The sequence below is a fragment of the Ideonella livida genome, from assembly GCF_010499455.1.
GTDB lineage: Bacteria > Pseudomonadota > Gammaproteobacteria > Burkholderiales > Burkholderiaceae_C > Ideonella > Ideonella livida.
On sequence record NZ_JAAGOH010000001.1, the window covers coordinates 73,717 to 98,258 of the forward strand.

Genomic DNA, 24,542 nt, shown 5'->3' on the forward strand with positions numbered 1-24,542 from the left:
TGAATGGATTCAATAGATTCAATTTACACCCATTCAATCCACTTTTACCAGCCCCTTCGTCATGACGGGCCACCGCCGCGGCCTCCCCCGCAGGTCGTGGGGTGTCGCCCTAGAATTGCACCGATTCAATTCAGGCAAAACACCATGTGGCAACCCCAGCTGCCCGCCGAAGAAGGCCCCCTGTATGAGCGCATCGCCCAGGCCCTGGCGCAGGACATCCAGGCGGGCAGGCTGCAGGCCGGCCAACGCCTGCCCACGCTCAAGGCACTGGCAGCGCTGTTGGGCGTGACACCGGGCACGGTGAGCCGCGCCTACGAGCTGGCGCACCGCCGCGGCCTGGTGTCCGGAGAGGTGGGGCGCGGCACCTTTGTGCTGCCCCTGACCGCCGGCGACGCCGCACCGGTGGTCACACCGCCCGCCCCCACCAGCCCGACCGTGCCCGGGATGCAGCCGGCCGCGGCCGAGGCGGGGGGCGAGGCCCTGGACCTGTCCATCGTCAAGCCGTACCTGCCGCTGCAGGAGCCGGTGTTGCGTCAGGCCCTGGCGGAGCTGGCCCGCGCCGCCAGCCTGCCCGAAATGCTGGACTACACCCGGGACGGCGGCCTGCCCTCCCACCGCCAGGCGGGGGCGCAATGGTTGCGTGCCGCCGGCCTGGACGCACAAGCCGACCAGATCATCCTGACCGCCGGCGCCCAGCACGGCCTGTGGGTCGCCGTGCAGGCGCTGACCCGCCCGGGCGAGCTGGTGGCCTGCGAGGCGCTGTGTTATCCCGGTGTGGCCTCGGTGGTGCTGGGCTTGGGCCGGCGCCTGCAGGGCATCGCCATGGACGAGGAAGGGCTGCAGGTGGAGGCCCTGCGGGCGCAATGCCGACGCGAGCGCCCGGCCCTGGTCATCTGCATCGCCAATGTGCAGAACCCCACCACCGCAGTGATGTCTGCGGCCCGCCGGGCGGAACTGGCCGCTCTGGCCCGCGAACAGGACCTGCGCCTGCTGGACGATGACCTCTACGGTTTCTTGGTACCCGGCGTGGCCCCGCCACTGGCGCAACTGGCGCCGGAGCGCACGGTCTACCTGACCAGCCTGTCCAAGTCGGTGCTGCCCACGGTGCGGCTGGGCTACTTGCACGCCCCGCCGGCCTGGCTCGGCCCCCTCACCGCAGCGGTGCGTTCCACGGTCTGGATGGTGTCGCCCCTGGCGGCGCAGGTGGCCACCCTGCTCATCCAGCGCGGTCAGGCCTGGGCACTGAGCCAGGCCCAGCGGGAGGAGGCGCGGGCGCGCCAGCAACTGGCGGCCGACGTGCTGCAGGGCCTGCGCTGGCGCAGCGCCCCCACCAGCTTCCACCTGTGGCTGGAACTGCCGGGCCAATGGCGCAGCGGCGAGCAGTTTGCAGCCCTGGCCCGCAGCCACCAGATCGCCGTGGCCGCCGGGGATGCCTTTGCCACCGACCGGGACGGCCTGGGCCGGCAGCACGTGCGCCTGTGCCTGATGCCCCCCAGCCGCGAGCGCCTGGCCTTTGTGCTGGACAAGCTGGCGGGACTGGCCCGCACCCCGCAGCCGGGCTGGCTATGACGGGAGGAGCCAGTCTCTGAAGACGGCGGGGCTTCCCCCCTCACCTCGGGAAAACGCGCAGAGACCGGGCCCGGGACACTGGCCCCTGGCCGTGGAGGGCGCCCTGCGTGGGCGCATGCGGCCTGCCCAACGCTGGAGAAACCCAAGATGCTGCGTGCTTTCCTGGCCCCCGCCCTGGGGCTTTTGCAATCCTGGCGACTCAGGACCAAGCTCAGCCTGATGGGGGGGCTGGTCTGTGTGCCCCTGGTGTGGCTGGCCCAGCTGGCCATCCTGGAACTGCGTGAGCAGCGGCAGGTCACCGCGCAAGAGGCCGAAGGCGCCCAGGTGGTCAACGCCCTGATAGACGTGGCGGTACAGCTGCAGACCCGGCGCGGCCAGGCCAACATGCTGCTGTCAGGCAAGGCGGACGTGGCCGGCCCCCTGCAGGCCACCCAGGCCCGACTGGCTGAGACGGTGCGCCAGGCCGACGCGCTGCTGGGCCGCCACCCGGAATGGGGTGCCCAGGCCCAGTGGGCCCCCATCCGCCAGCAGCTGGAGGCCTGGACGCAAGGCCTGCCGCAGGGCGACCAGGCCCAGCTGTTCCGCCAGCACACCGCCCAGGTGGCTGCGCTGCGCGGCCTGGTGCGGCGGGTGGGTGAAGACTCCAAGCTGCTCTTCGACCCCGAGGCCGCCACCTTCTTCCTGATGGACCTGATGGTCGAGCACGCCCTGGACTGGACCGAGCAGATCGGTCTGCTGCGGGGCCAGGGCGCCGGCCTGCTGACCAAGGGCCAGGCCGAACCTCAGGAGCTGGCCGCCCTGATGGGCCGGCTGGGCGCGCTGGAGCAGCGCAGCGCCGACGTGCTGGCCCGCCTGGAATCGCTGGAGCGCTTCGGCGAGCCCCGGCCTGAGGGTGCCGCCGGCGCCCTGGCCGGCAGTCAGCGCTTTGCCGCCCTGGTGCGCGAGAGCTTCCCCCAAGGCCAGGCGCAAGGTGACGCCGCCGCCTACTTCAAGGCCGGCACCGACGCCATCGCCGGCGTGGTGGCCTTCAACCAGCAAACCGGACAGCGCCTGAACACGCTGCTGCAGGCGCGGCTGGACCACCTCAACCGCGCCACCTGGGGCGCCACGGCGCTGAGCCTGGCGGCGATCGGACTGATCGCGTACCTGGGCGCCGCACTCTACCTGGGGCTGACCGCCGGCTTTGCGCGCCTGGAAGCCAGCAGCCGCGCCGGCGCCGAGGGCGACCTGACCGTACGCGCCCACCTGCCCGGCCAGGACGACCTGGCGCAAGTGGGCCAGGCCCTGGACCACATGGCCGAGCGCCTGACGGCGCTGGTGCGCCGCATCCGCGACCACGCCCAGGACGTGACCCAGACCGGCGACACCATGGCCCAGCAGAGCCTGGACCTCTCCGACCGGGCCAGCCAGCAGGCCGCCAGCGTGGAGGAATGCGCCGCCTCGCTGGAGGAGGTGTCGCAGACCGTGCGCAGCACCGCCGACAACGTGCAGCGGGTGCACCAGACTTTCAGCGCCACGCGGCGCGACGGCGACGAAAGCCACCAGCGCATGCTGGCCGCGGTGCAGACGGTGGAAGGCATGGCCCAGACCAGCCGGCAGGTGGCCGACATCGTGGGCGTGATCGACGGCATCGCCTTCCAGACCAACATCCTGGCGCTCAATGCGGCGGTGGAGGCCGCGCGGGCCGGCGAATCCGGCCGGGGCTTTGCCGTGGTGGCCGGGGAGGTCCGGACCCTGGCCCAGCGCAGCGCCCAGGCCGCCGGAGAAATCCGCAGCCTGATCCAGGCCTCGGTGGAACAGGTCGAACGCGGCGTGGCCGCCATCCACTCGGCGCGCGACAGCGTCAGCCACATGATCGAGAACATCGATGGCGTGAGCGCGACGGTGGCCGAGGTGGCCGACGCCACCCGCCAGCAGACCGATGCCCTGAGCCAGGTGGCCGAGGCGATACGCCTGATCGACCAGGCCACCCAGGCCAACGCGGCCTCAGCCGAGCAGGCCTCCAGCGCCGCGGGCAGCCTGCGTCAGCAGGCGCAGGGCCTCTCGGGCCTGGTGGCCCAACTCCGGGTCGAGGCCTGAAGGGGGCCGCTCAGCCCCGGGCCCACCAGTCCAGCACGCCCTGCCCGGCCACCCGGCCACTGGCCATCACGGCGGTCAGCAGGTAGCCGCCCGTGGGCGCCTCCCAGTCCAGCATCTCGCCGGCGCAGAACACACCGGGACGGCCCTGCAGCATCAGGCCGGCGTCCAGCGATTCCAGGCGCACGCCGCCGGCGGTGCTGATGGCCTCCTCCAGCGGTCGCGGGGCGCGGAAGACCAGTGGCAGGGCCTTGATGCGGCCCGCCAGTCCCTCAGGCTGGGCAGCCAGCGCATGCCACGCGGCGGCCTCCAGACCCTCCCGCAGCAGCGCAGCCTTGGCCCCGGAGAGACCCACGGTCTCCTTGAGGTGGTTGGGCAGCGAGCGGCTGCCGCGCCCGCGGGCCAAGGCGGTGCGCACCGCATGGGGCGTCAAGTGCGGCAGGAGGTCCAGATGGGCCACCGCCTGGCCGTCGGCCTCGATGGCGTCACGCAGCGCCGCGCTGGCGGCATAGACCAGGTTGCCCTCCAGGCCGGTGGCGGTCAGCACCGCCTCACCCAGGCGGTCGAAGTGGCGGCCCCCGGCCGCGCTGAACACCAGGCGCACATTCTTGAGCGGCGTGCCGGCATGCCGGCTGGCCAGGTACTCGCTCCAGCCCAGGTCAAAGCCGCAGTTGGCCGGACGCAAGGGCGCCACCGGCACCGCCTGCGCCTGCAGGGGCGCCACCCAGGCGCCGTCCGAACCCAGCCGTGCCCAGCTGGCGCCGCCCAGCGCCAGCACCACCGCATCGGCCTGGGCCACCACCGCGCCCGCAGGGGCCGTGAAGCTGGGACAGCGGGGCCCGGCCCCCTCGCCCAGGCCATCCCCTTGCCAGCGGTGGCGCATATGGAAACGCACCCCCTGGGCGCGCAGCCGCTGCAGCCAGGCCCGCAGCAGCGGGGCGGCCTTCATCTCGGCCGGAAACACCTTGCCCGAGCTGCCCACGAAAGTGCCGATGCCCAAGCCGGCCGCCCAGTCGCGCAGGCCTTGGGGGCCCAGCACCTGCAGCCAAGCGGCCACCTGGGGCGCCCGCTCACCATAGCGGGCGATGAAGTCGGCCAGGGGCTCGGCATGGGTCAGGTTGAGCCCCCCCTTGCCGGCCAGCAGGAACTTGCGGCCCACCGATGGCATGGCGTCATAGACCTCCACCCGGGCCCCAGCCGCCGCCAGCGCCTCGGCGGCCATCAGGCCGGCCGGACCAGCCCCGATGACCACCGCCCGGCGGCCGGCGCCGCCAGCGCTCAGGCCAGCGCCCGCCAGGGGCGCGTGGACCGGCGGCAGGCGTCCAGCAGACGCTGCCCCCAGGTCAGCAGCGGGATCGGGAATGGACGGCGGAGTGGCGTGGGGTACGGGCATGAGGGCGCGCAGTCTACGGCACCCGCCCCTTCGGGGGCCAGCCACCAGCGCACGCAGGCCCCGGGCGCCCCGCGGCGCGGGTCCGATTCCACCAGCACCCCCCGCAGGTCAGCCGGCAGCGCCAGCGGCTGCCCGGCCTCCAGCAGGTGGTCCCGCCACTGGCCGGGCCAGGTCACCCACACCGTACCGCGAACCACCGTCAAACCGTGCAGGACACCCCCCTCCAGCACGGCGGGCAGCTGGGCCGGTCGGCAGGGTTGCCCAGGACGCAGGGTCCAGTCCGCGCCAGCCTGCGGGGCCGGGAGCGGGGCGGCGGGGTGGCCCAGCCTGGCGGACAGGGTCGAGGGGACAGGGGCGACTTGAGGGCGGGCAGACATGGGCGTTTCTCCTTTCAGCGCCGCAGGCCAGGCGGGCCTGTCGGCGACGGTCCGGCCATCGTGCCCAAGGCGCCGGCCTGCGCCCAGCCACAGACGGGCCCGCTGCAGGCACCACAGGCACCGGCGCTCCCCGGCTGTACTGGCCGTCAGCCCGGGTTTCTGTACTGACCTGCCGCACCAGGGCATGCGCACAATCCCCCCACCATGGTCCCCGTCGTGTCACGCCCGCCTTGCCCCACCCCCGTGCCGGAAGCCGCCGCCGGTGAAGAACCGGCTGCCCCCCTCTACCGCCAGCTGGCGCAGCGCCTGGGTGCCCTGGTGGCCAGCGGTGCCCTGCGCCGCGGCGACCGCCTGCCCTCGGTGCGCGAAATGGCCCGCCAGCAGGGCCTGGCCCAGACCACGGTGCTGCAGGCCTACCGCACGCTGGAGGATGAGCGGCTCATCGAGGCCCGCCCGCGCTCGGGCTTCTTTGTCGCGGCCAGCGCGGTGCGACCTCGTCCGGGTGCCCGCCGGCCCAGCCTGGCCGTACCCGAGCAGACCCAGCCTCCGGCCAGCCCCGCGCCGGTGGACATCAGCACCCTGGTGGAGCGCACGCTGGAAGCTGCCCGGGACCCGGACTTCATCAGCTTCGGCGCTGCCTGCCCGGGCGGCGACCTGTTCCCTCCCGAGCGCATGCGCAAGGCCATGGGCCGCGCGCTGCAGCGGCAGCAGGCCTCGATGAGCCGCTACCCCTTTGCCCCAGGCATCCGCCCCCTGCGGGAGGTGGTGGCCCGGCGGGCCTTGGGCTACGGCTGCACCCTGGATCCCGAGCGCATCGTCATCACCAACGGTGCCCTGGAATCCATCAGCCTGTGCCTGCAGGCCGTGACCCGGCCCGGCGACACCGTCGCCCTGGAGTCGCCCACCTACTTCGGCCTGCTGCAGATCCTGGAGAGCCTGCACCTGAAGGCGCTGGAGATCCCCACCCACCCGCGCACCGGCTTGTCGCTGCCCGCGCTGGAGCTGGCCTTGCAGACCCAGCCGGTCAAGGCCCTGCTGGCGGTGCCCACCCTGAGCAACCCCCTGGGCGCGGTGATGCCGCTGGCGCAGCGCAAGGCGCTCGCCCGCCTGCTGCGCACCCACCGGCTGCCCATGATCGAGGACCTGATCTACAACGACCTGTGCCCCCGGGCCGAGGCCCGGCGCGCAGTGCGCAGCTTTGACCCCGAGGGTTGGGTGATGCTGGCCAGCTCCTACTCCAAGACCCTGGCCCCGGGCCTGCGCCTGGGCTGGGTGGAGGGCGGGCGCTGGGCTGCGCAGGTGCAACGCCTGAAGGCCGCGCTGAGCGGCGGCCACACCGAGCTGCTGGAATGGGCCATGGCCGACCTGCTGGAGCAGGTGCACCACGAACCCGCCCTGCGCCAGCTGCGCAGCCAGGTGGCGCAGCGCATGGACTTGGCCCGCCGCCTGGTGGCCAGCAGCTTTCCGGCCGGCACCCGGGTCACGTCCCCGGAAGGCGGCTTCATCCTGTGGGTCGAGTTGCCCGGCGGGCTGCCCGCCCTGGAGCTGCACGAGGCCGCGCTGCGCGAGCGCATCTGCATCGCCCCGGGCGCGATGTTCAGCAGCAGCTCCCGCTACGACCATTGCCTGAGGCTGGGGCTGGGCCGCGGCTGGGGCCCGGCCGAGCAGCAGGCCCTGCAGCGGGTGGGTCAGTTGGCGCAAGCCCTGCTGGCCGCCCGCCCACGCCTGGCCGCCTGAGCCCGCGGCCCGCCGCCACCCAGCACCACGGGGCGGGTGGACTGCCTATCATCGCGCCACTGTGCGCTCCCCTGCCCCACCTGTCTGCCCCGCCCCGTCCGCCTCTGGCCCGAGCGCCGAGGGCCTGGCCCGCCTGCCCGCCCTGGGCCCCGCGTTGGGGGCCACCGCCGCCTGCGTGCGCCGCCTGGGGGTGGTCCGGGCCACCCTGGCCCTGGCGGCACTCAGCAGCCTGGTCTCGGTGGTGCTGACCTGGGTCGTGCTGCGCCTGCAGGGCCACGAGCAGATGGGCACGGCCTTCTGGCTGTCGCTGGGCGTGCCCTTGCCGCTGTGCCTGGGGCTGGGCGGCTGGACCCTGCATCTGGTGGCCGCCCTGGACCAGGCGCACCAGACCCTGCGCCGCCTGGCGCTGCACGATCCGCTGACCGGCCTGCCCAACCGGCGGGCCTTCATCCACCGCACCGAGCAGGCCCTGGCCCAGCAACGGCAGGCCACCCTGACCCACGAGGACCTGCCCCTGAGCCTGGCCCTGCTGGACCTGGACCACTTCAAGGCGGTCAATGACCGCCATGGCCATGCGGTGGGCGATGCGGTGCTGCACGAGGTGGGCCAGCGCCTGCAAGCCCAGCTGCAAGGTGATGAGTTGCTGGCCCGCTGGGGGGGCGAGGAGTTCGCCCTGCTGATGCCCCAGGCCGATGTGCGCTGCGCCGCCCAGCGCCTGGACCAGCTGCGCAGCGCCCTGAGCCAGCCGCTGCGCCTGACCCCGGCGGGCGGCCCGCTGGAACTGCGGCTGAGCGCTAGCATAGGCCTGGCCAGCACCAGCGCCGACGCGGCAGCAGCACTGGATGCCCTGCTGCAGGCAGCCGACGCGGCGATGTACCAGGCCAAGCAGGCCGGCCGCGACATGGTGCGGGTGGCCACGCCACCGGCCGCACCAGGGGGGGACGGCGGGCCCCCGCAGGCGCCTCAGTCGGCGAAGCTGTAAGGGCCGCCCCGCTCCAGCGCCCGGCGGTAGGCCGGTCGGGCGTGCACGGCGTCCAGCCAGCGCTGCAGCGCCGGGTAGCGGGCGCCGGTCAGGCCGGCGCGCTGGGCGGCAGCCTCCAGCGGGAAGCTCATCATCACGTCCGCGCCGGTGAAGGCCTGGCCGGCAAACCAGGGGCGCTGGGCCAGCTCGGCTTCCATGAAGTCGAGCTGCCGCTGCAGGTTGGGCGAGACGAAAGCGCCCAGCACCTTGGCGGAGATGCCCTTGGCGATGGGCTTGATGAAGAAGGGCATCGGGGCGTTGGCCACCCGGTCAAAGATGAGCTTGAGCAACAGCGGGGGCATGGCCGAGCCCTCGGCAAAGTGCAGCCAGTAGCGGTAGCGCAGAAAGTCGACGCTGGCCGGGGTCGGGCGCAGGCCGGCCTGCGGTGCCAGGTCCAGCAAGTACTCGACGATGGCGCCGGTTTCAGCCACGGTGACGCCGGCGGCACTGTCGGTGATGACGGGCGACTTGCCCAGGGGATGCACCTGGGTCAATTCAGGCGGGGCCAGCAGGGTGACGCGGTCGCGCGCATAGCGCTTGACCTCGTAGGGCAGGCCCAGTTCTTCCAGCAGCCACAGCACGCGCTGGCTGCGGGAGTTCTCAAGGTGGTGGACGGTGATCATGAGGCCGATGCTAGCCCTGGGGCCCGGCGCGCGCCGACCCGCGGGCGACAGCCCCGGCGCCGCGGGGGACGTTCAGATGGACATCATCTGCCGCACGCCGTCAGCCTCCATGTCCCGGCCAGCACCGCGGGCGATGATCTCACCACGCTCCATCACCAGGTACTGGTCGGCCAGCTCGGCGGCGAAGTCGTAGTACTGCTCCACCAGCACGATGGCCATGTCGCCGCGGTCGGCCAGCATGCGGATGACGCGCCCGATGTCCTTGATGATGCTGGGTTGGATGCCCTCGGTGGGCTCGTCCAGCAGCAGCAGCCGCGGCGCCGGGGCCAGGGCCCGGGCAATGGCCAGCTGCTGCTGCTGCCCGCCGGAGAGGTCGCCCCCACGGCGCTGCAGCATCTGCTTGAGCACTGGGAACAGCTCGAAGAGCTCGGCCGGGATGGGGGTGCTGGCCGGCTTGTAGGCCAGACCCATGCGCAGGTTCTCCTCCACCGTCAGGCGGCCGAAGATCTCGCGGCCTTGCGGCACATAGCCCACGCCGGCACGCACGCGGTCGTAGGGCGTGTGGTGGGTGATCTCGTGCTCACCCAGGCGGACCTGGCCGGTCTTGACCGGCACCACACCCATCAGGCTCTTGAGCAGCGTGGTCTTGCCCACGCCGTTGCGGCCGAGCACCACGGTGACCTCACCCCGCCGCGCCTCAAAGGAGACACCGCGCAGGATGTGGCTGCCGCCGTAGTACTGGTTCAGACTCTCAACGTTCAGCATGTTGCTTCCTCATGCCTCGGCTCAGCGGCCCAGATAGACTTCGACGACCTTCTCGTTGGCCTGCACCTCGGCCAGGGTGCCCTCGGCCAGCACGCTGCCCTCGTGCAGCACGGTCACTTTCTTCCACCCCTGGGTGAGCTCGCCGACGAACTTCATGTCGTGCTCCACCACCACCAGGCTGTGCCGGCCCTCCAGGCTCAGGAACAGCTCGGCGGTGCGTTCGGTTTCCTCATCGGTCATGCCGGCCACCGGCTCGTCCAGCAGCAGCAGCTTGGGGTCCTGCATCAGCAGCATGCCGATCTCCAGCCATTGCTTCTGACCATGGCTGAGCAGGCCGGCGGTGCGCTGGGCCTGGGGCAGCAGGTGGATGAGGGTGAGGATCTCGCCGATGCGGTCGAGCTGGGCCCCGGTCAGGCGGTGCAGCAGGCCGGCGCGCACCCGGCGGTCGGCCTTGAGCGCCAGCTCCAGGTTCTCGAACACGCTGAGCTGCTCATAGACGGTGGGTTTCTGAAACTTGCGGCCGATGCCGATCTGGGCGATCTCACTCTCGCGCAGGCGCAGCAGGTCGATGTTGCTGCCGAAGCTGGCTGTGCCCAGGTCGGGCCGGGTCTTGCCGGTGATGACGTCCATCATCGTGGTCTTGCCCGCGCCGTTGGGGCCGATGATGCAGCGCAGTTCACCCACGTTGACCGAGAGGTTCAGGCTGTTGAGGGCCTTGAAGCCGTCGAAGCTGACGGTGATGCCCTCCAGGTAGAGGGCCACGCCATGGGCAAAGTCGGGCTGCCCGGCGGTGAGCAGGCGCCCGTAGGCGGCGCCACGGTCGCCCGAGGCGCCGGCTTCGGCCACTTTGGCCCGGTAATCGGCCAGCGCCTTGGCACCGGCTTCCATGAGGTCGGGGGTCATGCGCGCTCCTCCGGCTTGGAACCCTTGAACTTCTGCACCAGGCCCACCAGGCCCTGGGGCAGGAACAGCGTGACGGCAATGAACAGCGCGCCCAGGAAGTAAAGCCAGAACTCGGGGAAGACCTGGGTGAACCAGCTCTTGGCGCCGTTGACGAAGAAGGCACCGACGATGGGGCCGATGAGGGTGGCGCGCCCGCCCACGGCCGCCCAGATGGCGATCTCGATGGAGGCGGCAGGGCTCATCTCGCTGGGGTTGATGATGCCCACCTGCGGCACGTAGAGCGCGCCGGCCACGCCGCACATCACCGCCGAGAGGGTCCAGATGGCGAGCTTGTAAGCCAGCGGGTCGTAGCCGGTGAACATCACCCGGCTCTCGGCGTCGCGGATGGCCTGCAGCACGCGGCCGAACTTGCTGTGCACGATCCAGCGCGCCATCAGGTAGCAGCCGATCAGCGTGAGCCCGGTCAGCACGAACAGCACCATGCGGGTGGAGGGCTGCTGCAGCGGGATGTCGAGGATGCGCTTGAAGTCGGTGAAGCCGTTGTTACCGCCAAAGCCGGTTTCGTTGCGGAAGAACAGCAGCATGGCGGCAAAGGTCATGGCCTGCGTGATGATGGAGAAATACACGCCCTTGATGCGGCTGCGGAAGGCGAAGAAGCCGAAGATGAACGCCAACAGGCCGGGCACCAGCAGCACCAGCAGGGCCTGGGCGATGAAGCTGTCGCTGAGCGCCCAGTGCCAGGGCAGCGTCTTCCAGTCCAGAAAGACCATGAAGTCGGGCAGGTGCGACTTGTACTGGCCATCGGTGCCGATCTGGCGCATCAGGTACATGCCCATGGCATAGCCCCCCAGCGCGAAGAACAGGCCGTGGCCCAGGCTGAGGATGCCGGTGTAGCCCCAGATCAGGTCCATGGCCAGCGCGCAGATGGCGTAGCACATGATCTTGGCGGTGAGGGCCACGCCGTAGTCGCTCAGGTGGAACAGGCTGCCCTCGGGCACCACCAGGTTGAGCACAGGCACCAGCACGGTGACGGCAAGCAGCGCGGCCAGCAGGCCGGTCCAGCCGGCCGGGCTGAGCAGCAGGCCACGCTTGGGGACGGGAAGGGTCGGAGGGATGGCGGTCATGGAGTGCGGGCTCCGGTCGTCAGGGCGGTGTGGGGACGGGGCGTTTGGGAGGAGGCGGTGCGGGCCGCGGCGGGCCGTTCAGACCTCGCGCCCCTTCATGGCAAACAGGCCCTGGGGTCGCTTCTGGATGAAGACCACGATGACCACCAGCACCATGATCTTGGCCAGCACCGCACCGGCCCAGCCCTCCAGCAGCTTGCCCAGCACGCCCAGGCCCAGCGCGGCATAGACGGTGCCGGCCAACTGGCCCACGCCGCCCAGCACCACGACCATGAAGCTGTCGACGATGTAGTTCTGGCCCAGGTCGGGGCCGACGTTGCCGATCTGGCTGAGGGCGCAGCCGGCCAGGCCGGCCAGGCCGGCGCCCAGGCTGAAGGCGTAGGTGTCGATGCGCGCGGTGTGGATGCCCACGCAGGCGGCCATGCGGCGGTTCTGGGTGACACCGCGCACGAACAGGCCCATGCGGGTGCGGGCAATCATCAGGGCCACCGCCGCCAGCACGGCCAAGGCGAAGACGATGATGGCAATGCGGTTGAAGGGCAGGGTGAGGTTGCTGGTGACGGCCACGCCGCCCGACAGCCAGGCCGGGTTCTCCACCGGCACGTTCTGCGCGCCAAACAGCGTGCGCACCGCCTGCATCAGCACCAGGGAGATGCCCCAGGTGGCCAGCAGCGTCTCCAGCGGCCGGCCGTAGAGCCAGCGCAGCACGGTGCGCTCCAGCGCCGCGCCCACCAGGGCAGCACTGAAGAAGGACACCGGGATGGCCACCAGCACGTAGGCATCAAAGGCGCCGGGCAGCCAGGCACGGAACAGGTTCTGCACCACGTAGGTGGCGTAGGCACCGATCATCATCAGCTCGCCGTGGGCCATGTTGATCACGCCCATCAGGCCATAGGTGATGGCCAGGCCCAGGGCCACCAGCAGCAGGATGGAGCCCAGGCTGATGCCGGTGAAGACCACGCCCAGGCGCTCACCCCAGGCCAGGCGGGCGGAGACCTTGTCAAAGGACGCCAGCAGGGCGCCGCGCACGGCGGGGTCGGCCTCCGGTCCGGCGCCGGCCGGGCTCAGTTCACCCAGGCGCTCCTGCAGCAGGCTGCGCACCTGGGGGCTGTCGCTCTCGCCCAGGGCGCGGGCGGCCTCCAGACGGCGGGCGGGTTCGTCATGGGCCAGCAGCACGCTGGCGCGCATGAGCCGGAGCTGTTCCAGCAGGGCCGGATCGGTCTCGGCCGCGAAGGCCTTGTCCAACAAAGGCAGCTGGCTGGGCTCCAGGCTCTGGCGGACCAGCTCGGCCACCGCCTCGCGGCGCTGCGCAACCTCGGGGGACAGGAGCTTGAGCGCGGCCAGGGTCGATTCCAGGGCGGCGCGCATGCGGTTGTTGTTGACCACGTCCTCCGCCTCGGGCGGCAGGCTCGCGCTCTGGCCGGTGGTCGCGTCCACCACCTTGTCGCCGTCGATGAGCAGGACCTGTCGGGCGGTGAACTTCACGCTGTCGTCCAGCAGGGCCCGCACCAGGGCCGGCAGGCCCGCGTCGGCCCGGGCCGAGGCCTCGGCCAGCGCGGCCAGGCGCTCGTCGGTGTCGCCCGACGCGATGGCCAGCGCCTGCTCAGGCGTCAGCGCCTGGGCCGGCAGGTGAAGGAGCAGGCCGCTGGCGGCGGCCAGACAGGACAGGAGCAGTCGGCGGAGCAGGCGCATGGGCGGGAGTCCGGGCAGCGGGAGAGGCCGACGCCAGTGGCGGCGGCGAATGCAATGCGGCAGCGGGCCGGCCGGCGGAGTGCCGGCCGGCCCGCTGCGGGTCTGGCAAGGGGGCGGCGCCCGGCGGATGACGCCGCCGGCGGCCCCGTCTCGGGCCTTACTTGGTGGCCGGCACGTTCTTCTTGCCCTTGTTCTCGGGGATGTAGTCGCTCCACGGGTCGGCCTGGACCGGGCCCTTGGTCTTCCACACCACGTTGAACTGGCCGTCAGCGCGCACCTCGCCGATGAACACCGGCTTCCAGAGGTGGTGGTTCTCCTTGTCCATGGTGGACATGAAGCCGCCCGGGGCCTGGAAAGTCTGACCCGCCATCGCGGCGATGACCTTGTCGGTGTCCGTGGACTTGGCCTTGGCCACGGCCTGGGCCCACATGTGGATGCCGATGTAGGTGGCCTCCATCGGGTCGTTGGTCAGCGGCTTGTCCATGTGACCCGGGATCTTCTTGGCCTTGGCGTAGTCGCTCCACTTCTTGACGAAGGCGGCATTGGCCGGGCTCTTGACGCTCATGAAGTAGTTCCAGGCGGCCAGATGGCCCACCAGCGGCTTGGTGTCCACGCCGCGCAGCTCCTCCTCACCCACCGAGAAGGCCACCACCGGCACGTCGGTCGCCTTCAGGCCCTGGTTGCCCAGCTCCTTGTAGAAGGGCACGTTGGAGTCGCCGTTGATGGTCGAGACCACCGCGGTCTTCTTGCCTTCAGAGGAGAACTTCTTGATCTTGGCGATGATGGACTGGTAGTCCGAGTGGCCGAAGGGGGTGTACTCCTCCATGATGTCGGCATCGGCCACGCCCTTGCTCTTGAGGAAGGCGCGCAGGATCTTGTTGGTGGTGCGGGGGTACACATAGTCGGTGCCCAGCAGCACAAAGCGCTTGGCGCTGCCACCGTCCTTGCTCATCAGGTATTCGACCGCCGGGATGGCCTGCTGGTTGGGCGCGGCGCCGGTGTAGAACACGTTCTTGCTCAGCTCCTCACCCTCGTACTGCACGGGGTAGAACAGCAGGGAGTTGGTCTCTTCGAACACCGGCAGCACCGACTTGCGGCTCACCGAGGTCCAGCAGCCGAACACGGCGGCCACCTTGTCCTGGGTGATGAGCTGCTTGGCCTTCTCGGCGAACAACGGCCAGTTGGAGGCCGGATCGACCACCACGGCCTCGAGCTTCTTGCCCATCACGCCGCCGGCGGCGTTGATCTCCTCGATGGTCATCAGCGCCACGTCCTTGAGGACGGTCTCGGAGATGGCCATGGTGCCCGAGAGGCTGTGCAGGACACCGACCTTGATGGTGTCGGCGGCCTGGGCCAGCGAGCTCAGGCCGAAGGTGGCGGCGGCAGCGGCCAGCGCGGTGAGGGAGCGGCGGGTGATCTGCATGGAAGAGGACTCCGTGGGAGGGTGGGAGAAGGAGGTGTGCGCGTGTCCTGAAGGACCCGGTCCGCGGTCTGCACCGTGTGCCGGGATGACGTCCAGTGTGTCCGGCCCCCTGCTGCGCACCAATACGCAGACTGGCGTAGTCCCGCCCCGACAGGCCGGCCTCAACCGCCCTCGCCGCCTCCCCGCAGGCGGCCCAGGGCCATGGCCGCGGCGGCGGTGCGGCTGGTCACCCCCAGCTTCTCGAAGACATGCTCCAGGTGCTTGTGCACGGTGCGGGGGCTGGTGCCCAGGATGTCGCCGATGTCGCGGTTGGTCTTGCCCTGGATGACCCAGTGCAACACCTCCGCTTCGCGCGCGGTGAGCACCGGGAAGGCCAGGGCCAGCGCCTCCAGCAGCGCCGCCTCGCTGGCCTCGCGCAGCACCACCAGCCACTCCCCTTCGCTGCTGCCGTCGGGCAGGCGGTGCAGGGCCAGGCTCAGGCGGTTGGCCCCGCGGGCCACGGTCAGGCTCTGGGGCTCGGCGCCGGCACGCCGGCGCAGGCTCTCCCGGGCGATCCAGGCCGCCACCTCGGCCGGGGTGGTGACCTCCGGAACGCCGGGAAAGTAGCTCTCCAGCAGGCGGCGCGCCAGGGCGGTCTGCCACAGGCGTCGGCCGTCGCGCTCGCGCACCACCACGGTGGCGTGCCCGAAGGCGTCCAGCGCGTTGCGGGCCTGGCGCTGGGCCCGGGCGGTCTGCAGGTGGGCGGCCAGGCGCGCCAGGACCTCGCGGGTGCGGATGGGCTTGGTCACATAGTCCGTGCCGCCGGCGGCAAAGGCCTGGACCACATGCTCCGCATCCGACAGCCCGGTCATGAAGACGATGGGGATGGGGGCCGTCTCCGGGTCGGCCTTGAGCCGGCGGGCCACCTCAAAGCCGTCCAGGCCGGGCATCACCGCATCCAGCAGGATGATGTCGGGCGCGTCCTGCGCGGCCAGCCGCAGCGCGGCCTCGCCGTGGGTGGCCACCAGCACGGTGTAGCCCGACTCGTCGAGCGCGTCGTGCAGCACGGCCAGGTTGTCGGGCACGTCATCGACGATCAGCACCAGATCGCCCGTCTCACGGGCGTCGGCCCCCGCGCCGCTGTCGGCCAGGGCAGGTTCATCGACGGTCATGGGGTCTCCTTCAGGGCTTGGCGCAGCTGGGCCTCCAGGGCATCCAGCCGGAAATCACGCACCAGGCCGCGGGCCTGGTGGACAAATTGTTGGGCGTCGGGCTCGACGGGACTGAGCCCATCGAGCAGGCGCTGGACGCCGCGGGGATAGCCCCGCTCCACCTGGGCCAGCAGGGCCTGCAAAGTGGCGGTGCCCAGGGCCCGGGCGGCCTGCGCCGGTGGCGGGCCGCCCGCAACGGGCTCGGCAGGCGGCGGTGCCCCTGCGACGGCCGGAGCCGTCCAGCGCAGGTCCAGCCGCTGGCCCAGCCAGTCCAGCAGCTCGGTCAGGCGCACGGGTTTGACCAGGAAATCGGCGGCGGTGATGCCGACGTCGTTCTCCAGTCCCTTGTCAAAGGCGTTGGCAGAGACGACTGCAGCCGGCGCCCGGCTCAGGCCGTCGCGGCGCAAGCGCCGCAGGGTCTCCCAACCGTCGATGCCGGGCATGGCCAGGTCCATGAAGATCGCATCCGGCCGCAGGGTGGCCAGGCGCTGCAGCGCCTCCTCGCCCGAGGCGGCCTGCTCGATGTGGAAGCCCAGTGGGGTGAGCAGGTCACGCAGCAGCGCCCGGTCGGCCTCCTCGTTGTCCACCACCAGAATGGTTCTGCGCGGTCCTTCATAGCCACCGCGCCGTGCCACGGGATGGGCCTCGTGCAGCGCCTCACCGGCCACCTCGGGCAGGAACAGCCGCAGGCTGAAGGTGCTGCCCTGCCCCGGTGTGCTGTGCACCGCCATCTCGCCCCCCATCAACTCGGTGAGCATCTTGCTGATGGTCAGACCCAGGCCGGTGCCGGCGGCGGCGGCGGCCCCCGCGGCCGAGCCCCGCACGAAGGGTTCGAAGACCCGGGCCAGCTCCTGGGGGCTCATGCCGGGCCCGGAGTCCTGGATCTCCACCCGGGCCATGTCGCGGGCATGGCGCAGGCGCAGGCAGACCTCACCCGACTGGGTGAACTTGACCGCGTTGCCCAGCAGGTTGATGAGGATTTGGCGCAGCCGGCGCTCGTCGGCCCGCACGACCTCAGGCAGGCGCTCGCCGAAGTCGCGGACGAAGCGAATGCCCTTGGCCTGGGCCTGGAGCTCGAACATGCGGGCCAGTTCCTCCAGGGTGCGGGCAAAGCGCATGGGCCTCACCTCCAGCGAGAGCTTGCCGCTCTCGATGCGGGCCACGTCCAGCGTGCCCTCGATCAGGCCCAGCAGGTGGTCGCCGCCCCTGCGGATGACGCTGACGGCCTGGCGCCGGTGGGCGGGCATGGCCTCGTCCTCCTCCAGCAGCTGGGCATAGCCGAGGATGCTGTTGAGCGGGGTGCGCAGCTCGTGGCTGATGGCGGTGATGTAGCGGGTCTTGGCCTGGTTGGCCGCGTCGGCCTGGCGCTTGGCCTCCTGCAGCTGCAGGTCGGTCTGGCGGTGGGAGTCGATCTCGCGCATCAACGCCTCGGTCTGGCGGGTGGTTTCTTCCTGGGCCACCGCGCGGCTGCGGTGGGCCAGCACCAACCACCAAGCCACCACCGAGGCCACGAGCAGCAGCGCGGCATAGGCCTTGAGGAAGCCGCCCTGCAGCGCGGGCTCCACCACGGCGCGCAGCGCCGCGTCCTCGCCCGCCAGCCGGGCCAGGGACTGGTGGTAGAGCAGGCCGAAGAGCGCCCCGAGCGCCGGCATGATCAGGGCCATGAGCAGCAGGAACTGGCCCAGCCCCGTGTCCACCCGCTGTCCCATGCGCCGCGGCAGCAGGCGGCCCAGCAGGGCCGCCCAGGCGCGCCAGACCTGATCCACCAGACGCGGCTGGGGCTTGCAGCGGTCCTGGCAGCGGGCGTCCAAGGTGCAGCACAGCGAGCAGATGGGACCGCCATAGGCCGGGCAGGCGGCCATGTCCGGCGACTCGAAGCGACCGCCACACACCACGCATCGGCTGCGCACCGGCGCCCGCAGCCGGGCGTAGGGGCCGTGGTGGTCCGCGGGCCCAGGCGCCTCGGGCACCGGCTCCACCGGTCGGGCCAGGTAGTAGCGGCCCCGGGTCCACCAGGCCAGCAGTGGCGCGGTGACCAGGGCCGTGGCCAGGGCGATCAGGGCGGAGAAGGCCTGCGCCAACGGTCCGAAGGCGCCCAGGTGGGCGGCCACCGACAGCAGCGACGCCAGGCCCATCGCCCCCACGCCCACCGGGTTGATGTCATGCAGGTAGGCGCGACGGAACTCGATGCCTGGCGGGCTCCAGCCCAGGGGCTTGCTGATCACCAGGTCGGCCACCACGGCCATGATCCAGCTGATGGCAATGTTGGAGAACAGGCCCAGCACGCCGCCCAGCGCCTGGAACACGTCGAGCTCCATGAGCATCAACGCGATCAGGATGTTGAATACCATCCAGACCACCCGCCCCGGGTGGCTGTGGGTGACGCGGGAGAAGAAGTTGGACCACGCCAGCGAGCCCGCATAGGCGTTGGTGACGTTGATCTTGAGCTGGGAGACGATGACAAAGAGTGCCGTCACGCCCACCGCCCAGCTGTAGTGCGGCATGAGGTATTCGTAGGCCGCCAGGTACATCTGGTTGGGGTCCACCGCCCGCTCGGCCGGCACCATGTGCTGCAAGGCCAGAAAGGCCAGCAGCGCGCCGCCCAGCATCTTGAGCACGCCCGGCACCACCCAGCCCGGGCCGCCCACCAGCACCGCCAGCCACCACCGCCGTGGCTGCCCCTGGCGCTCGGGCATGAATCGCAGGTAGTCCACCTGCTCACCCATCTGGGTGATCAGCGCCACCCCCACCGTCATGGCGGCGCCAAATGCCTGCAGCTGGAAGGCAGCGGGGCCGCTGGTGCCCTGCCCGGCATAGCTGCTGAGGTCCTGCAGGAGTCCGGGATGGTGGTGGAAGACCACCAGATACGGCAGGATCAGCAGGGCCAGCCACAAGGGCTGGGTCCAGACCTGCAGGCGGCTGATGGCAGTGACCCCGTGGGTGGCCAGCGGCACCACCACCAGGGCGCAGACCAGATAGCCCCAGGCCGGTGGCAGGTCAAAGGCCAGCTCCAGCGCATAGGCCATCACCGCCGCCTCCAGGGCGAAGAAGATGAAGGTGAAGCTGGCGTAGATCAACGAGGTGAGCGTGGAGCCCAGGTAGCCGAAGCCGGCGCCCCGGGTGAGCAGGTCCATGTCCACCCCATGCCGGGCGGCATACACGCTGATGGGCCAGCCCGCCAGGGCAATGATCAGCCCCGTGGCCAGGATGGCCCAGAAGGCGTTGATGAAGCCGTAGCGCACCAGCAGCGTGGCGCCCACCGCCTCCAGCACCAGGAAGGACGAGGCGCCGAAGGCGGTGTTGGCCACCCGCCAGGCCGACCACTTGCGAAAGCCGTGCGGGGTGAAGCGCAGGGCATAGTCCTCCAGCGATTCGCTGGCCACCCAGGCGTTGTAGTCGCGCCGGATGTTGATGACCCGCTGCTGGGCGGCGGGAGGGGGGGACGGGGAGCTCAAGGCGGGGATCCTCCGGCCCTCTCAGGGGTCGGCGCGCGGACGAATGGGGATCCCCGGCCGCATTCAAGAATTGGGCCAGGTGCCGGACGGACCGGCCGCTCAGGCCCAGGGCGGCAGGTCTTCCCCGGCCTGCGGAGAGGAAGCGGCCACGGCCGGCAGGGGTCCCCCTGCCGCGGCCGTGTCCACCGTCTCGGGTGAGGCCGGCGCGGGCCCCTGCCCTGGCAACAGCTCACCGTCCAGGGCCTCGACCAGGGCAGGCACCAGGCGACGGAGCTCGCCGGTGGCAATGGCCACATCGGCGTCAAAGCCACCGTCATCGGCCTTGTCGGTCTTGCCCTCGAAGACCACGTCGTCAAAGCCGATCTTGCGCAAGGCCCCCTGCTCGGTCAGCGTGAAGCCGACACGCCCGGCCCAAGACAGGGCCAGCCGGGTGGGCTGCTTGCCCTGGGCGATGTGCTCACGCACCTCGTCGATGTCCAGCGCGTGGCGGGCGTAGCGCACCACCGCCTTGGTCTCATCGGGGGCCTTGAGCTCACACTCGCGGTCCAGGGCCAGGTCCCCCGGAGCTTGCCCCTCGGTCAGCCAGGCGGCCATGGCCGTGGCCGGCGCGCACTGGGTCTGCAGCAGCTGCACGGCAAAGCCCGGCCAGGCCTCGACCAGCAGGCTCAGGGCATCCTCGGCGCGACGCGCACTGGCGCAGTCGGCCAGCAGCAGGCCCGCCTGCGGATCCACCCACAGGCGCAGATGGCTGTGCCGGGTGAAGGCCCGGGGCAGCAGCTCCAGCACCGCCTGCTCCTTGAGCTCGCGCATCTGCTTCTTGCCCGGCTTGCGCCCGGTACTGCGCTCCACGTCCTCGGCAATCTCCTCCATGCGGTCCTTGACCACCGAGGCCGGCAGCAGGCGCTGCTCGGTGCGCAGCTGCAAGATCCAATGCCCCCCCACCGATTCGATCAACGGCCCGTGGGGCTCACCACGCGGAGGCACCCAGCCGCTGGAGAAGGGCTGGGAAGCGCCGCAGGGCACGAAGGCCTGGGACTGCAGGGCGGCCTCGTCACGGACCAGCTCCGGGCTCCAGCCCGGCAGCAGACGGTGGATCAGCAGGTTCTTGAACATCGCAAGGCTCCGGAAAACGACGCGGCCCGGGGCACCTTCAGGCACACCCGGGCCGCGGGAGGGGGATCAGACCGCTCAGGCCAGACGGCCGTGGCAGGACTTGTACTTCTTGCCGCTGCCGCAGGGACAAGGATCGTTGCGGCCCACACGCGGCACCTCGGTGGCGGGATCCGCCTCGGTGGTCACACTGCCATCCTCGTTGGGGTGGGTGTAATTGACGTTGGTCAGCCGCTCGGCGCTCTGCTCCATGGCCTGCGCCGCCTCGCTGACCTGCTCACGGGTCTGGACCCGCACGTTCAGCAGGACGCGAGAAACCTCCATCTTGACCACTTCAAGCAGCTGCGCGAACAGCTCGAACGCCTCGCGCTTGTATTCCTGCTTGGGGTTCTTCTGAGCGTAGCCGCGCAGGTGGATGCCCTGGCGCAGGTAGTCCAGCGCAGCCAGGTGCTCACGCCAGTGCTGGTCCATAGACTGCAGCAGCACCATGCGCATGAAGGGGTTGAACTGCTCCTCGCCCACCAGCTCGATCTTGGCCTGGAACACCGCTTCGCCCGCGGCCACCACCTTCTCGACGATCTCCTCGTCGGTGATGGCATCGCTGGCCTTGACCACGGCCTGCAGGTCCACCTCAACCTGCCACTCCTCGCGCAGCACTTTCTCCAGGGACGGCAGGTCCCACTGCTCCTCCACGCTCTCGCGCGGCACGAAGGTGCGCACCACCTCCTCCAGCGTGGCGCGGCGCAGGTTGGCCACGCGCTGCACCTGGGAGGCATCCTCCAGGATCTCGTTACGCTGCTGGTAGATCACCTTGCGCTGGTCATTGGAAACGTCGTCGTACTCCAGCAGCTGCTTGCGGACATCGAAGTTGCGGGCCTCGACCTTGCGCTGCGCGCTCTCGATGGAGCGGTTGACGATGCCCGCCTCGATGGCTTCGCCCTCGGGCATCTTCAGGCGGTCCATGATGGCCCGCACCCGCTCGCCGGCGAAGATGCGCATGAGCGAGTCGTCCAGGCTCAGGTAGAAGCGGGAAGCGCCCGGGTCCCCCTGACGACCGGAGCGGCCACGCAGCTGGTTGTCGATGCGGCGGCTCTCATGGCGCTCGGTGGCAATGATGCGCAGCCCCCCCAGCGCCTTGACCTGCGCGTTGAGCGAGGCCCACTCGTCCTTGAGCTTCTGGATGCGGGCGGCCTTCTCCTCCTCACCAAGTGCAGGATCTGCCTCGATGAACTGGGCCTGCTTCTCGACGTTGCCGCCCAGCACGATGTCGGTGCCGCGACCTGCCATGTTGGTGGCGATGGTGATCGAGCCCGGGCGACCGGCCTGGGCGATGATCTCCGCCTCCTTGGCATGCTGCTTGGCGTTGAGCACCTGATGCGGCAGCTTGGCCTGCTGCAGCAGGTCGGAGATCAGCTCGGAATTCTCGATTGACGTGGTGCCCACCAGCACCGGCTGGCCACGGCCGTGGCACTCGCGGATGTCCTCGATGACGGCGTTGTACTTCTCGCGCGCCGTCTTGTAGACCAGGTCGTTCTCGTCCTTGCGGATGGTCGGCCGGTTGGGCGGGATGACCACGGTCTCCAGACCGTAGATCTCCTGGAATTCGTAGGCCTCGGTGTCGGCGGTGCCGGTCATGCCACCGAGCTTGCCGTACATGCGGAAGTAGTTCTGGAAGGTGATCGAGGCCAGCGTCTGGTTCTCGCTCTGGATCTGCACCCCTTCCTTGGCTTCCACCGCCTGGTGCAAACCGTCGCTCCAGCGCCGGCCGGTCATCAGGCGGCCGGTGAACTCGTCCACGATCACCACCTCGCCGTCCTGCACCACGTAATGCTGGTCACGGTGGTACAGGTGGCGAGCCCGCAACGCCGCGTACACATGGTGCATCAGCGTGATGTTGGCCGGGTCATAGAGGCTGGCGCCCTCGGCCAGCAGCCCCGCCTGACCCAGCAGGGCCTCGGCGTTCTCGTGTCCGGCCTCGGTCAGGTAGATCTGATGGCCCTTCTCGTCGACCGTGAAGTCGCCCGGCTCCACCACGCCCTCGCCCGTGCGCGGATCGGCCTCACCCACCTGACGCTTGAGCTGCGGCACGATGGCATTGATGCGCACGTAGAGCTCGGTGTGGTCCTCGGCCTGGCCGGAGATGATCAGCGGCGTGCGGGCCTCGTCGATCAGGATGGAGTCCACCTCGTCGACGATCGCGAAGTTCAGGCCCCGCTGCACGCGATCATGGGTCTCATAGACCATGTTGTCGCGCAGGTAGTCGAAACCGAATTCGTTGTTGGTGCCATAGGTGATGTCGGCGGCGTAGGCCGCCTGCTTCTCACCACGCTCCATGCCGGGCACGTTGACGCCGACGGACATGCCCAGGAAGTTGTAGAGACGGCCCATCCACTCGGCGTCGCGGCGCGCCAGGTAGTCGTTGACGGTGACCACGTGCACGCCCTTGCCGGTCAGGGCGTTGAGGTACACCGGCAGCGTCGCCATCAAGGTCTTGCCCTCGCCGGTGCGCATCTCGGCGATCTTGCCGTTGTGCAGGGTCATGCCCCCCAGCAGTTGCACATCGAAATGCCGCATGCGGAACACACGCTTGCCCGCCTCCCGCACCGCAGCGAAGGCATCGGGCAGCAAGTCGTCGAGGGTCTCACCACGCGCCAGGCGTTCACGGAACTTTGGCGTCAGCGCCTGCAGGGCAGCGTCATCCAGTTTCTCGAACTCAGGCTCCAGCGCATTGATGCGCTCCACGATGCGCCGGTAACCCTTGAGCAGGCGTTCGTTGCGGCTGCCGAAGAGCTGGGTGGGAATGGCAAGAAGCTTGGACAACATGAGGCGTCGGGGCCTTCCGATTCACAGGGGCGGCCGCGCGGGGCGCGCAGGTCGCATCAAGGCCACGCCGGACGTCGTCCGCAGCCCGGAAAACCGGGGCGGCAGGGCGTGGCCCGCAAAACAATCGAGTGTAGCACCCGGTTTTTTCGCGACCGTCCACACCGCATCGGGGCCGACAGCCGGCTCCGGCCAACCTGCCCGCAGGCCCCAATCAGGGCCGCGACGCGCGCCCGGGCTTCTGGCGTGTCAGCAACTCGGCGGCGCGGGAGGGCGCCGTGGCCGCGAGAAAACGCGACGGATTCTGGGGCACACCCTCCACCAGCACCTCAAAGTGCAGGTGGGGGCCCGTCGAGCGGCCGCTGTTGCCCACCGCCCCGATGACCTGGCCGCGCTTGACCAGGTCGCCGGGCTGCACGGCCTGGGATTGCAGGTGGGCATACCGGGTCAGCAAACCCTGGCCATGGTCCACCTCAACCATCCGGCCGTACTGGGGATGGCTGTCGACCAAAGAGACCACCCCGCCGGCGGCAGCACGCACTGGTGTGCCCGGCGGCGCGGCGAAGTCCAGCCCGGTGTGCAGGGCCGGACGTCCGGTGAACGGATCGAATCGGATGCCGAAGCCCGAGCCGGGCTCCACCTCCACCGGGCGGGAGCTGGGCACCGCCAAGGCCAGCAGGCGGGACTCGAACAGCCGGCTCTCCGCCAGCGCCAGCAGGTCCCCCTGGCGGTCGAGCTGCAGGTGCGTGCTGGCAAGTTCCTGCTCCATCAGACGGAAGTCCACGCCGGGCGGCTCCACAAGCAAGCCACCCTGCCCGGCACGCGCCGCGCCGCCCGCCCCCGGCACCGCCGACGCAGCCGGCAAGACGGAAGGCGTGGCACTGATGCTCTGGCGCAATGTACGGACCTCCTCGCCCTTGAACCCGGCCAGACCCAGCACCCGCTCCTCCATCGCCTCCATGCGCACCACGCGCGCCTGCAACTCACCCAGTCGGGTGGCCATGGCATCAAGGTTCTCGCGCATGAGGCGGTCGCGCTGAGCGGACTCATCACGGATCACCCACCGCACCACCTGGCTGACCACCGGCCAGTTGTCCCTCACGGCCGTCAGGAAGATGAAGTGATAGATGGATCCAGAAAGCGCCATGAGCACCACCACCAACAGTGCCAACGCGCCCCCGAGCTGCCAACGGTTGCACTGCAAGGTGCGAACGCTGCCCCGGGCATGGTCGGATATCAGGATGTGCATGGCTAAACTCCAGGC

At 70.5% G+C, this 24,542-nt stretch carries 17 protein-coding genes; 4 read left to right on the forward strand and 13 right to left on the reverse strand.

Annotation, left to right across the window (positions count from 1 at the left end):
* Positions 1 to 144 precede the first annotated feature (144 nt).
* Positions 145 to 1,569 (forward strand): aminotransferase-like domain-containing protein, encoded by a 1,425-nt coding sequence (locus G3A44_RS00310; protein WP_163455493.1) that lies wholly within the window; start codon positions 145 to 147, stop codon positions 1,567 to 1,569.
* A 147-nt stretch (positions 1,570 to 1,716) separates the two neighbouring features.
* Entirely contained in the window at positions 1,717 to 3,648 is a 1,932-nt protein-coding gene (locus tag G3A44_RS00315; RefSeq protein ID WP_163455494.1) for a methyl-accepting chemotaxis protein, read from the forward strand.
* 10 nt (positions 3,649 to 3,658) lie between these two features.
* Here G3A44_RS00315 and G3A44_RS00320 read toward each other — a convergent pair whose 3' ends face one another.
* The gene (locus tag G3A44_RS00320) at positions 3,659 to 5,038 is read right to left on the reverse strand and encodes a TIGR03862 family flavoprotein (RefSeq protein ID WP_163455495.1); all 1,380 of its coding nucleotides are present in this window, start codon (positions 5,036 to 5,038) and stop codon (positions 3,659 to 3,661) included.
* Positions 4,924 to 5,415, reverse strand: a complete 492-nt coding sequence (locus G3A44_RS00325; RefSeq protein ID WP_163455496.1) for a DUF2917 domain-containing protein — start codon at positions 5,413 to 5,415, stop codon at positions 4,924 to 4,926. Before G3A44_RS00325 ends, G3A44_RS00320 begins: the two co-directional genes overlap by 115 nt.
* 216 nt (positions 5,416 to 5,631) lie before the next feature.
* On the opposite strand from G3A44_RS00325, the gene G3A44_RS00330 reads away from it, so the two are divergent.
* Complete coding sequence (locus G3A44_RS00330) at positions 5,632 to 7,152, forward strand: aminotransferase-like domain-containing protein (RefSeq protein WP_310734298.1); 1,521 nt, start codon at positions 5,632 to 5,634, stop codon at positions 7,150 to 7,152.
* A 61-nt stretch (positions 7,153 to 7,213) separates the two neighbouring features.
* Positions 7,214 to 8,134, forward strand: coding sequence for a GGDEF domain-containing protein (locus tag G3A44_RS00335; protein WP_163455498.1), 921 nt, complete (start codon positions 7,214 to 7,216; stop codon positions 8,132 to 8,134).
* Here G3A44_RS00335 and G3A44_RS00340 read toward each other — a convergent pair.
* From G3A44_RS00340 to G3A44_RS00390, 11 genes are all read right to left on the reverse strand, one after another.
* Positions 8,116 to 8,796, reverse strand: coding sequence for a glutathione S-transferase (locus G3A44_RS00340; protein ID WP_163455499.1), 681 nt, complete (start codon positions 8,794 to 8,796; stop codon positions 8,116 to 8,118). The genes G3A44_RS00335 and G3A44_RS00340 overlap by 19 nt on opposite strands.
* A gap of 72 nt (positions 8,797 to 8,868) precedes the next feature.
* Positions 8,869 to 9,561 (reverse strand): urea ABC transporter ATP-binding subunit UrtE, encoded by a 693-nt coding sequence (gene urtE, locus G3A44_RS00345; protein WP_163455500.1) that lies wholly within the window; start codon positions 9,559 to 9,561, stop codon positions 8,869 to 8,871.
* A 21-nt stretch (positions 9,562 to 9,582) separates the two neighbouring features.
* On the reverse strand, positions 9,583 to 10,464 hold the full coding sequence (urtD, locus tag G3A44_RS00350) for an urea ABC transporter ATP-binding protein UrtD (RefSeq protein WP_163455501.1): 882 nt from the start codon (positions 10,462 to 10,464) through the stop codon (positions 9,583 to 9,585).
* Entirely contained in the window at positions 10,461 to 11,588 is a 1,128-nt protein-coding gene (gene urtC, locus G3A44_RS00355) for an urea ABC transporter permease subunit UrtC (protein ID WP_163455502.1), read from the reverse strand. Before urtC ends, urtD begins: the two co-directional genes overlap by 4 nt.
* A gap of 78 nt (positions 11,589 to 11,666) precedes the next feature.
* Complete coding sequence (gene urtB / locus G3A44_RS00360; RefSeq protein ID WP_163455503.1) at positions 11,667 to 13,280, reverse strand: urea ABC transporter permease subunit UrtB; 1,614 nt, start codon at positions 13,278 to 13,280, stop codon at positions 11,667 to 11,669.
* 157 nt (positions 13,281 to 13,437) lie between these two features.
* Positions 13,438 to 14,703 (reverse strand): urea ABC transporter substrate-binding protein, encoded by a 1,266-nt coding sequence (gene urtA / locus G3A44_RS00365; protein ID WP_203561243.1) that lies wholly within the window; start codon positions 14,701 to 14,703, stop codon positions 13,438 to 13,440.
* 161 nt (positions 14,704 to 14,864) lie between these two features.
* Positions 14,865 to 15,854, reverse strand: a complete 990-nt coding sequence (locus G3A44_RS00370; RefSeq protein WP_163455504.1) for a response regulator transcription factor — start codon at positions 15,852 to 15,854, stop codon at positions 14,865 to 14,867.
* Entirely contained in the window at positions 15,851 to 19,357 is a 3,507-nt protein-coding gene (locus G3A44_RS00375) for an ATP-binding protein (protein ID WP_163455805.1), read from the reverse strand. The genes G3A44_RS00370 and G3A44_RS00375 overlap by 4 nt, the downstream gene beginning before the upstream one ends.
* Before the next feature lie 90 nt (positions 19,358 to 19,447).
* Positions 19,448 to 20,461, reverse strand: coding sequence for a recombination-associated protein RdgC (locus G3A44_RS00380; RefSeq protein WP_163455505.1), 1,014 nt, complete (start codon positions 20,459 to 20,461; stop codon positions 19,448 to 19,450).
* A 75-nt stretch (positions 20,462 to 20,536) separates the two neighbouring features.
* Entirely contained in the window at positions 20,537 to 23,281 is a 2,745-nt protein-coding gene (gene secA, locus G3A44_RS00385) for a preprotein translocase subunit SecA (RefSeq protein WP_163455506.1), read from the reverse strand.
* A 211-nt stretch (positions 23,282 to 23,492) separates the two neighbouring features.
* Positions 23,493 to 24,527 (reverse strand): M23 family metallopeptidase, encoded by a 1,035-nt coding sequence (locus G3A44_RS00390; protein WP_163455507.1) that lies wholly within the window; start codon positions 24,525 to 24,527, stop codon positions 23,493 to 23,495.
* Positions 24,528 to 24,542 lie beyond the last annotated feature (15 nt).

Excerpts from the sequence above, each read along its gene's own strand:
- G3A44_RS00320 (WP_163455495.1), bottom strand. The coding sequence starts at position 5,038 with ATGCCCGTACCCCACGCCACTCCGCCGTCCATTCCCGATCCCGCTGCT.
- G3A44_RS00310 (WP_163455493.1), top strand. The coding sequence starts at position 145 with ATGTGGCAACCCCAGCTGCCCGCCGAAGAAGGCCCCCTGTATGAGCGC.
- secA (WP_163455506.1), bottom strand. The coding sequence starts at position 23,281 with ATGTTGTCCAAGCTTCTTGCCATTCCCACCCAGCTCTTCGGCAGCCGC.
- G3A44_RS00380 (WP_163455505.1), bottom strand. The coding sequence starts at position 20,461 with ATGTTCAAGAACCTGCTGATCCACCGTCTGCTGCCGGGCTGGAGCCCG.
- urtD (WP_163455501.1), bottom strand. The coding sequence starts at position 10,464 with ATGACCCCCGACCTCATGGAAGCCGGTGCCAAGGCGCTGGCCGATTAC.
- G3A44_RS00370 (WP_163455504.1), bottom strand. The coding sequence starts at position 15,854 with ATGACCGTCGATGAACCTGCCCTGGCCGACAGCGGCGCGGGGGCCGAC.
- urtC (WP_163455502.1), bottom strand. The coding sequence starts at position 11,588 with ATGACCGCCATCCCTCCGACCCTTCCCGTCCCCAAGCGTGGCCTGCTG.
- urtE (WP_163455500.1), bottom strand. The coding sequence starts at position 9,561 with ATGCTGAACGTTGAGAGTCTGAACCAGTACTACGGCGGCAGCCACATC.
- urtB (WP_163455503.1), bottom strand. The coding sequence starts at position 13,280 with ATGCGCCTGCTCCGCCGACTGCTCCTGTCCTGTCTGGCCGCCGCCAGC.
- G3A44_RS00315 (WP_163455494.1), top strand. The coding sequence starts at position 1,717 with ATGCTGCGTGCTTTCCTGGCCCCCGCCCTGGGGCTTTTGCAATCCTGG.
- G3A44_RS00390 (WP_163455507.1), bottom strand. The coding sequence starts at position 24,527 with ATGCACATCCTGATATCCGACCATGCCCGGGGCAGCGTTCGCACCTTG.
- G3A44_RS00325 (WP_163455496.1), bottom strand. The coding sequence starts at position 5,415 with ATGTCTGCCCGCCCTCAAGTCGCCCCTGTCCCCTCGACCCTGTCCGCC.
- urtA (WP_203561243.1), bottom strand. The coding sequence starts at position 14,703 with ATGCAGATCACCCGCCGCTCCCTCACCGCGCTGGCCGCTGCCGCCGCC.
- G3A44_RS00340 (WP_163455499.1), bottom strand. The coding sequence starts at position 8,796 with ATGATCACCGTCCACCACCTTGAGAACTCCCGCAGCCAGCGCGTGCTG.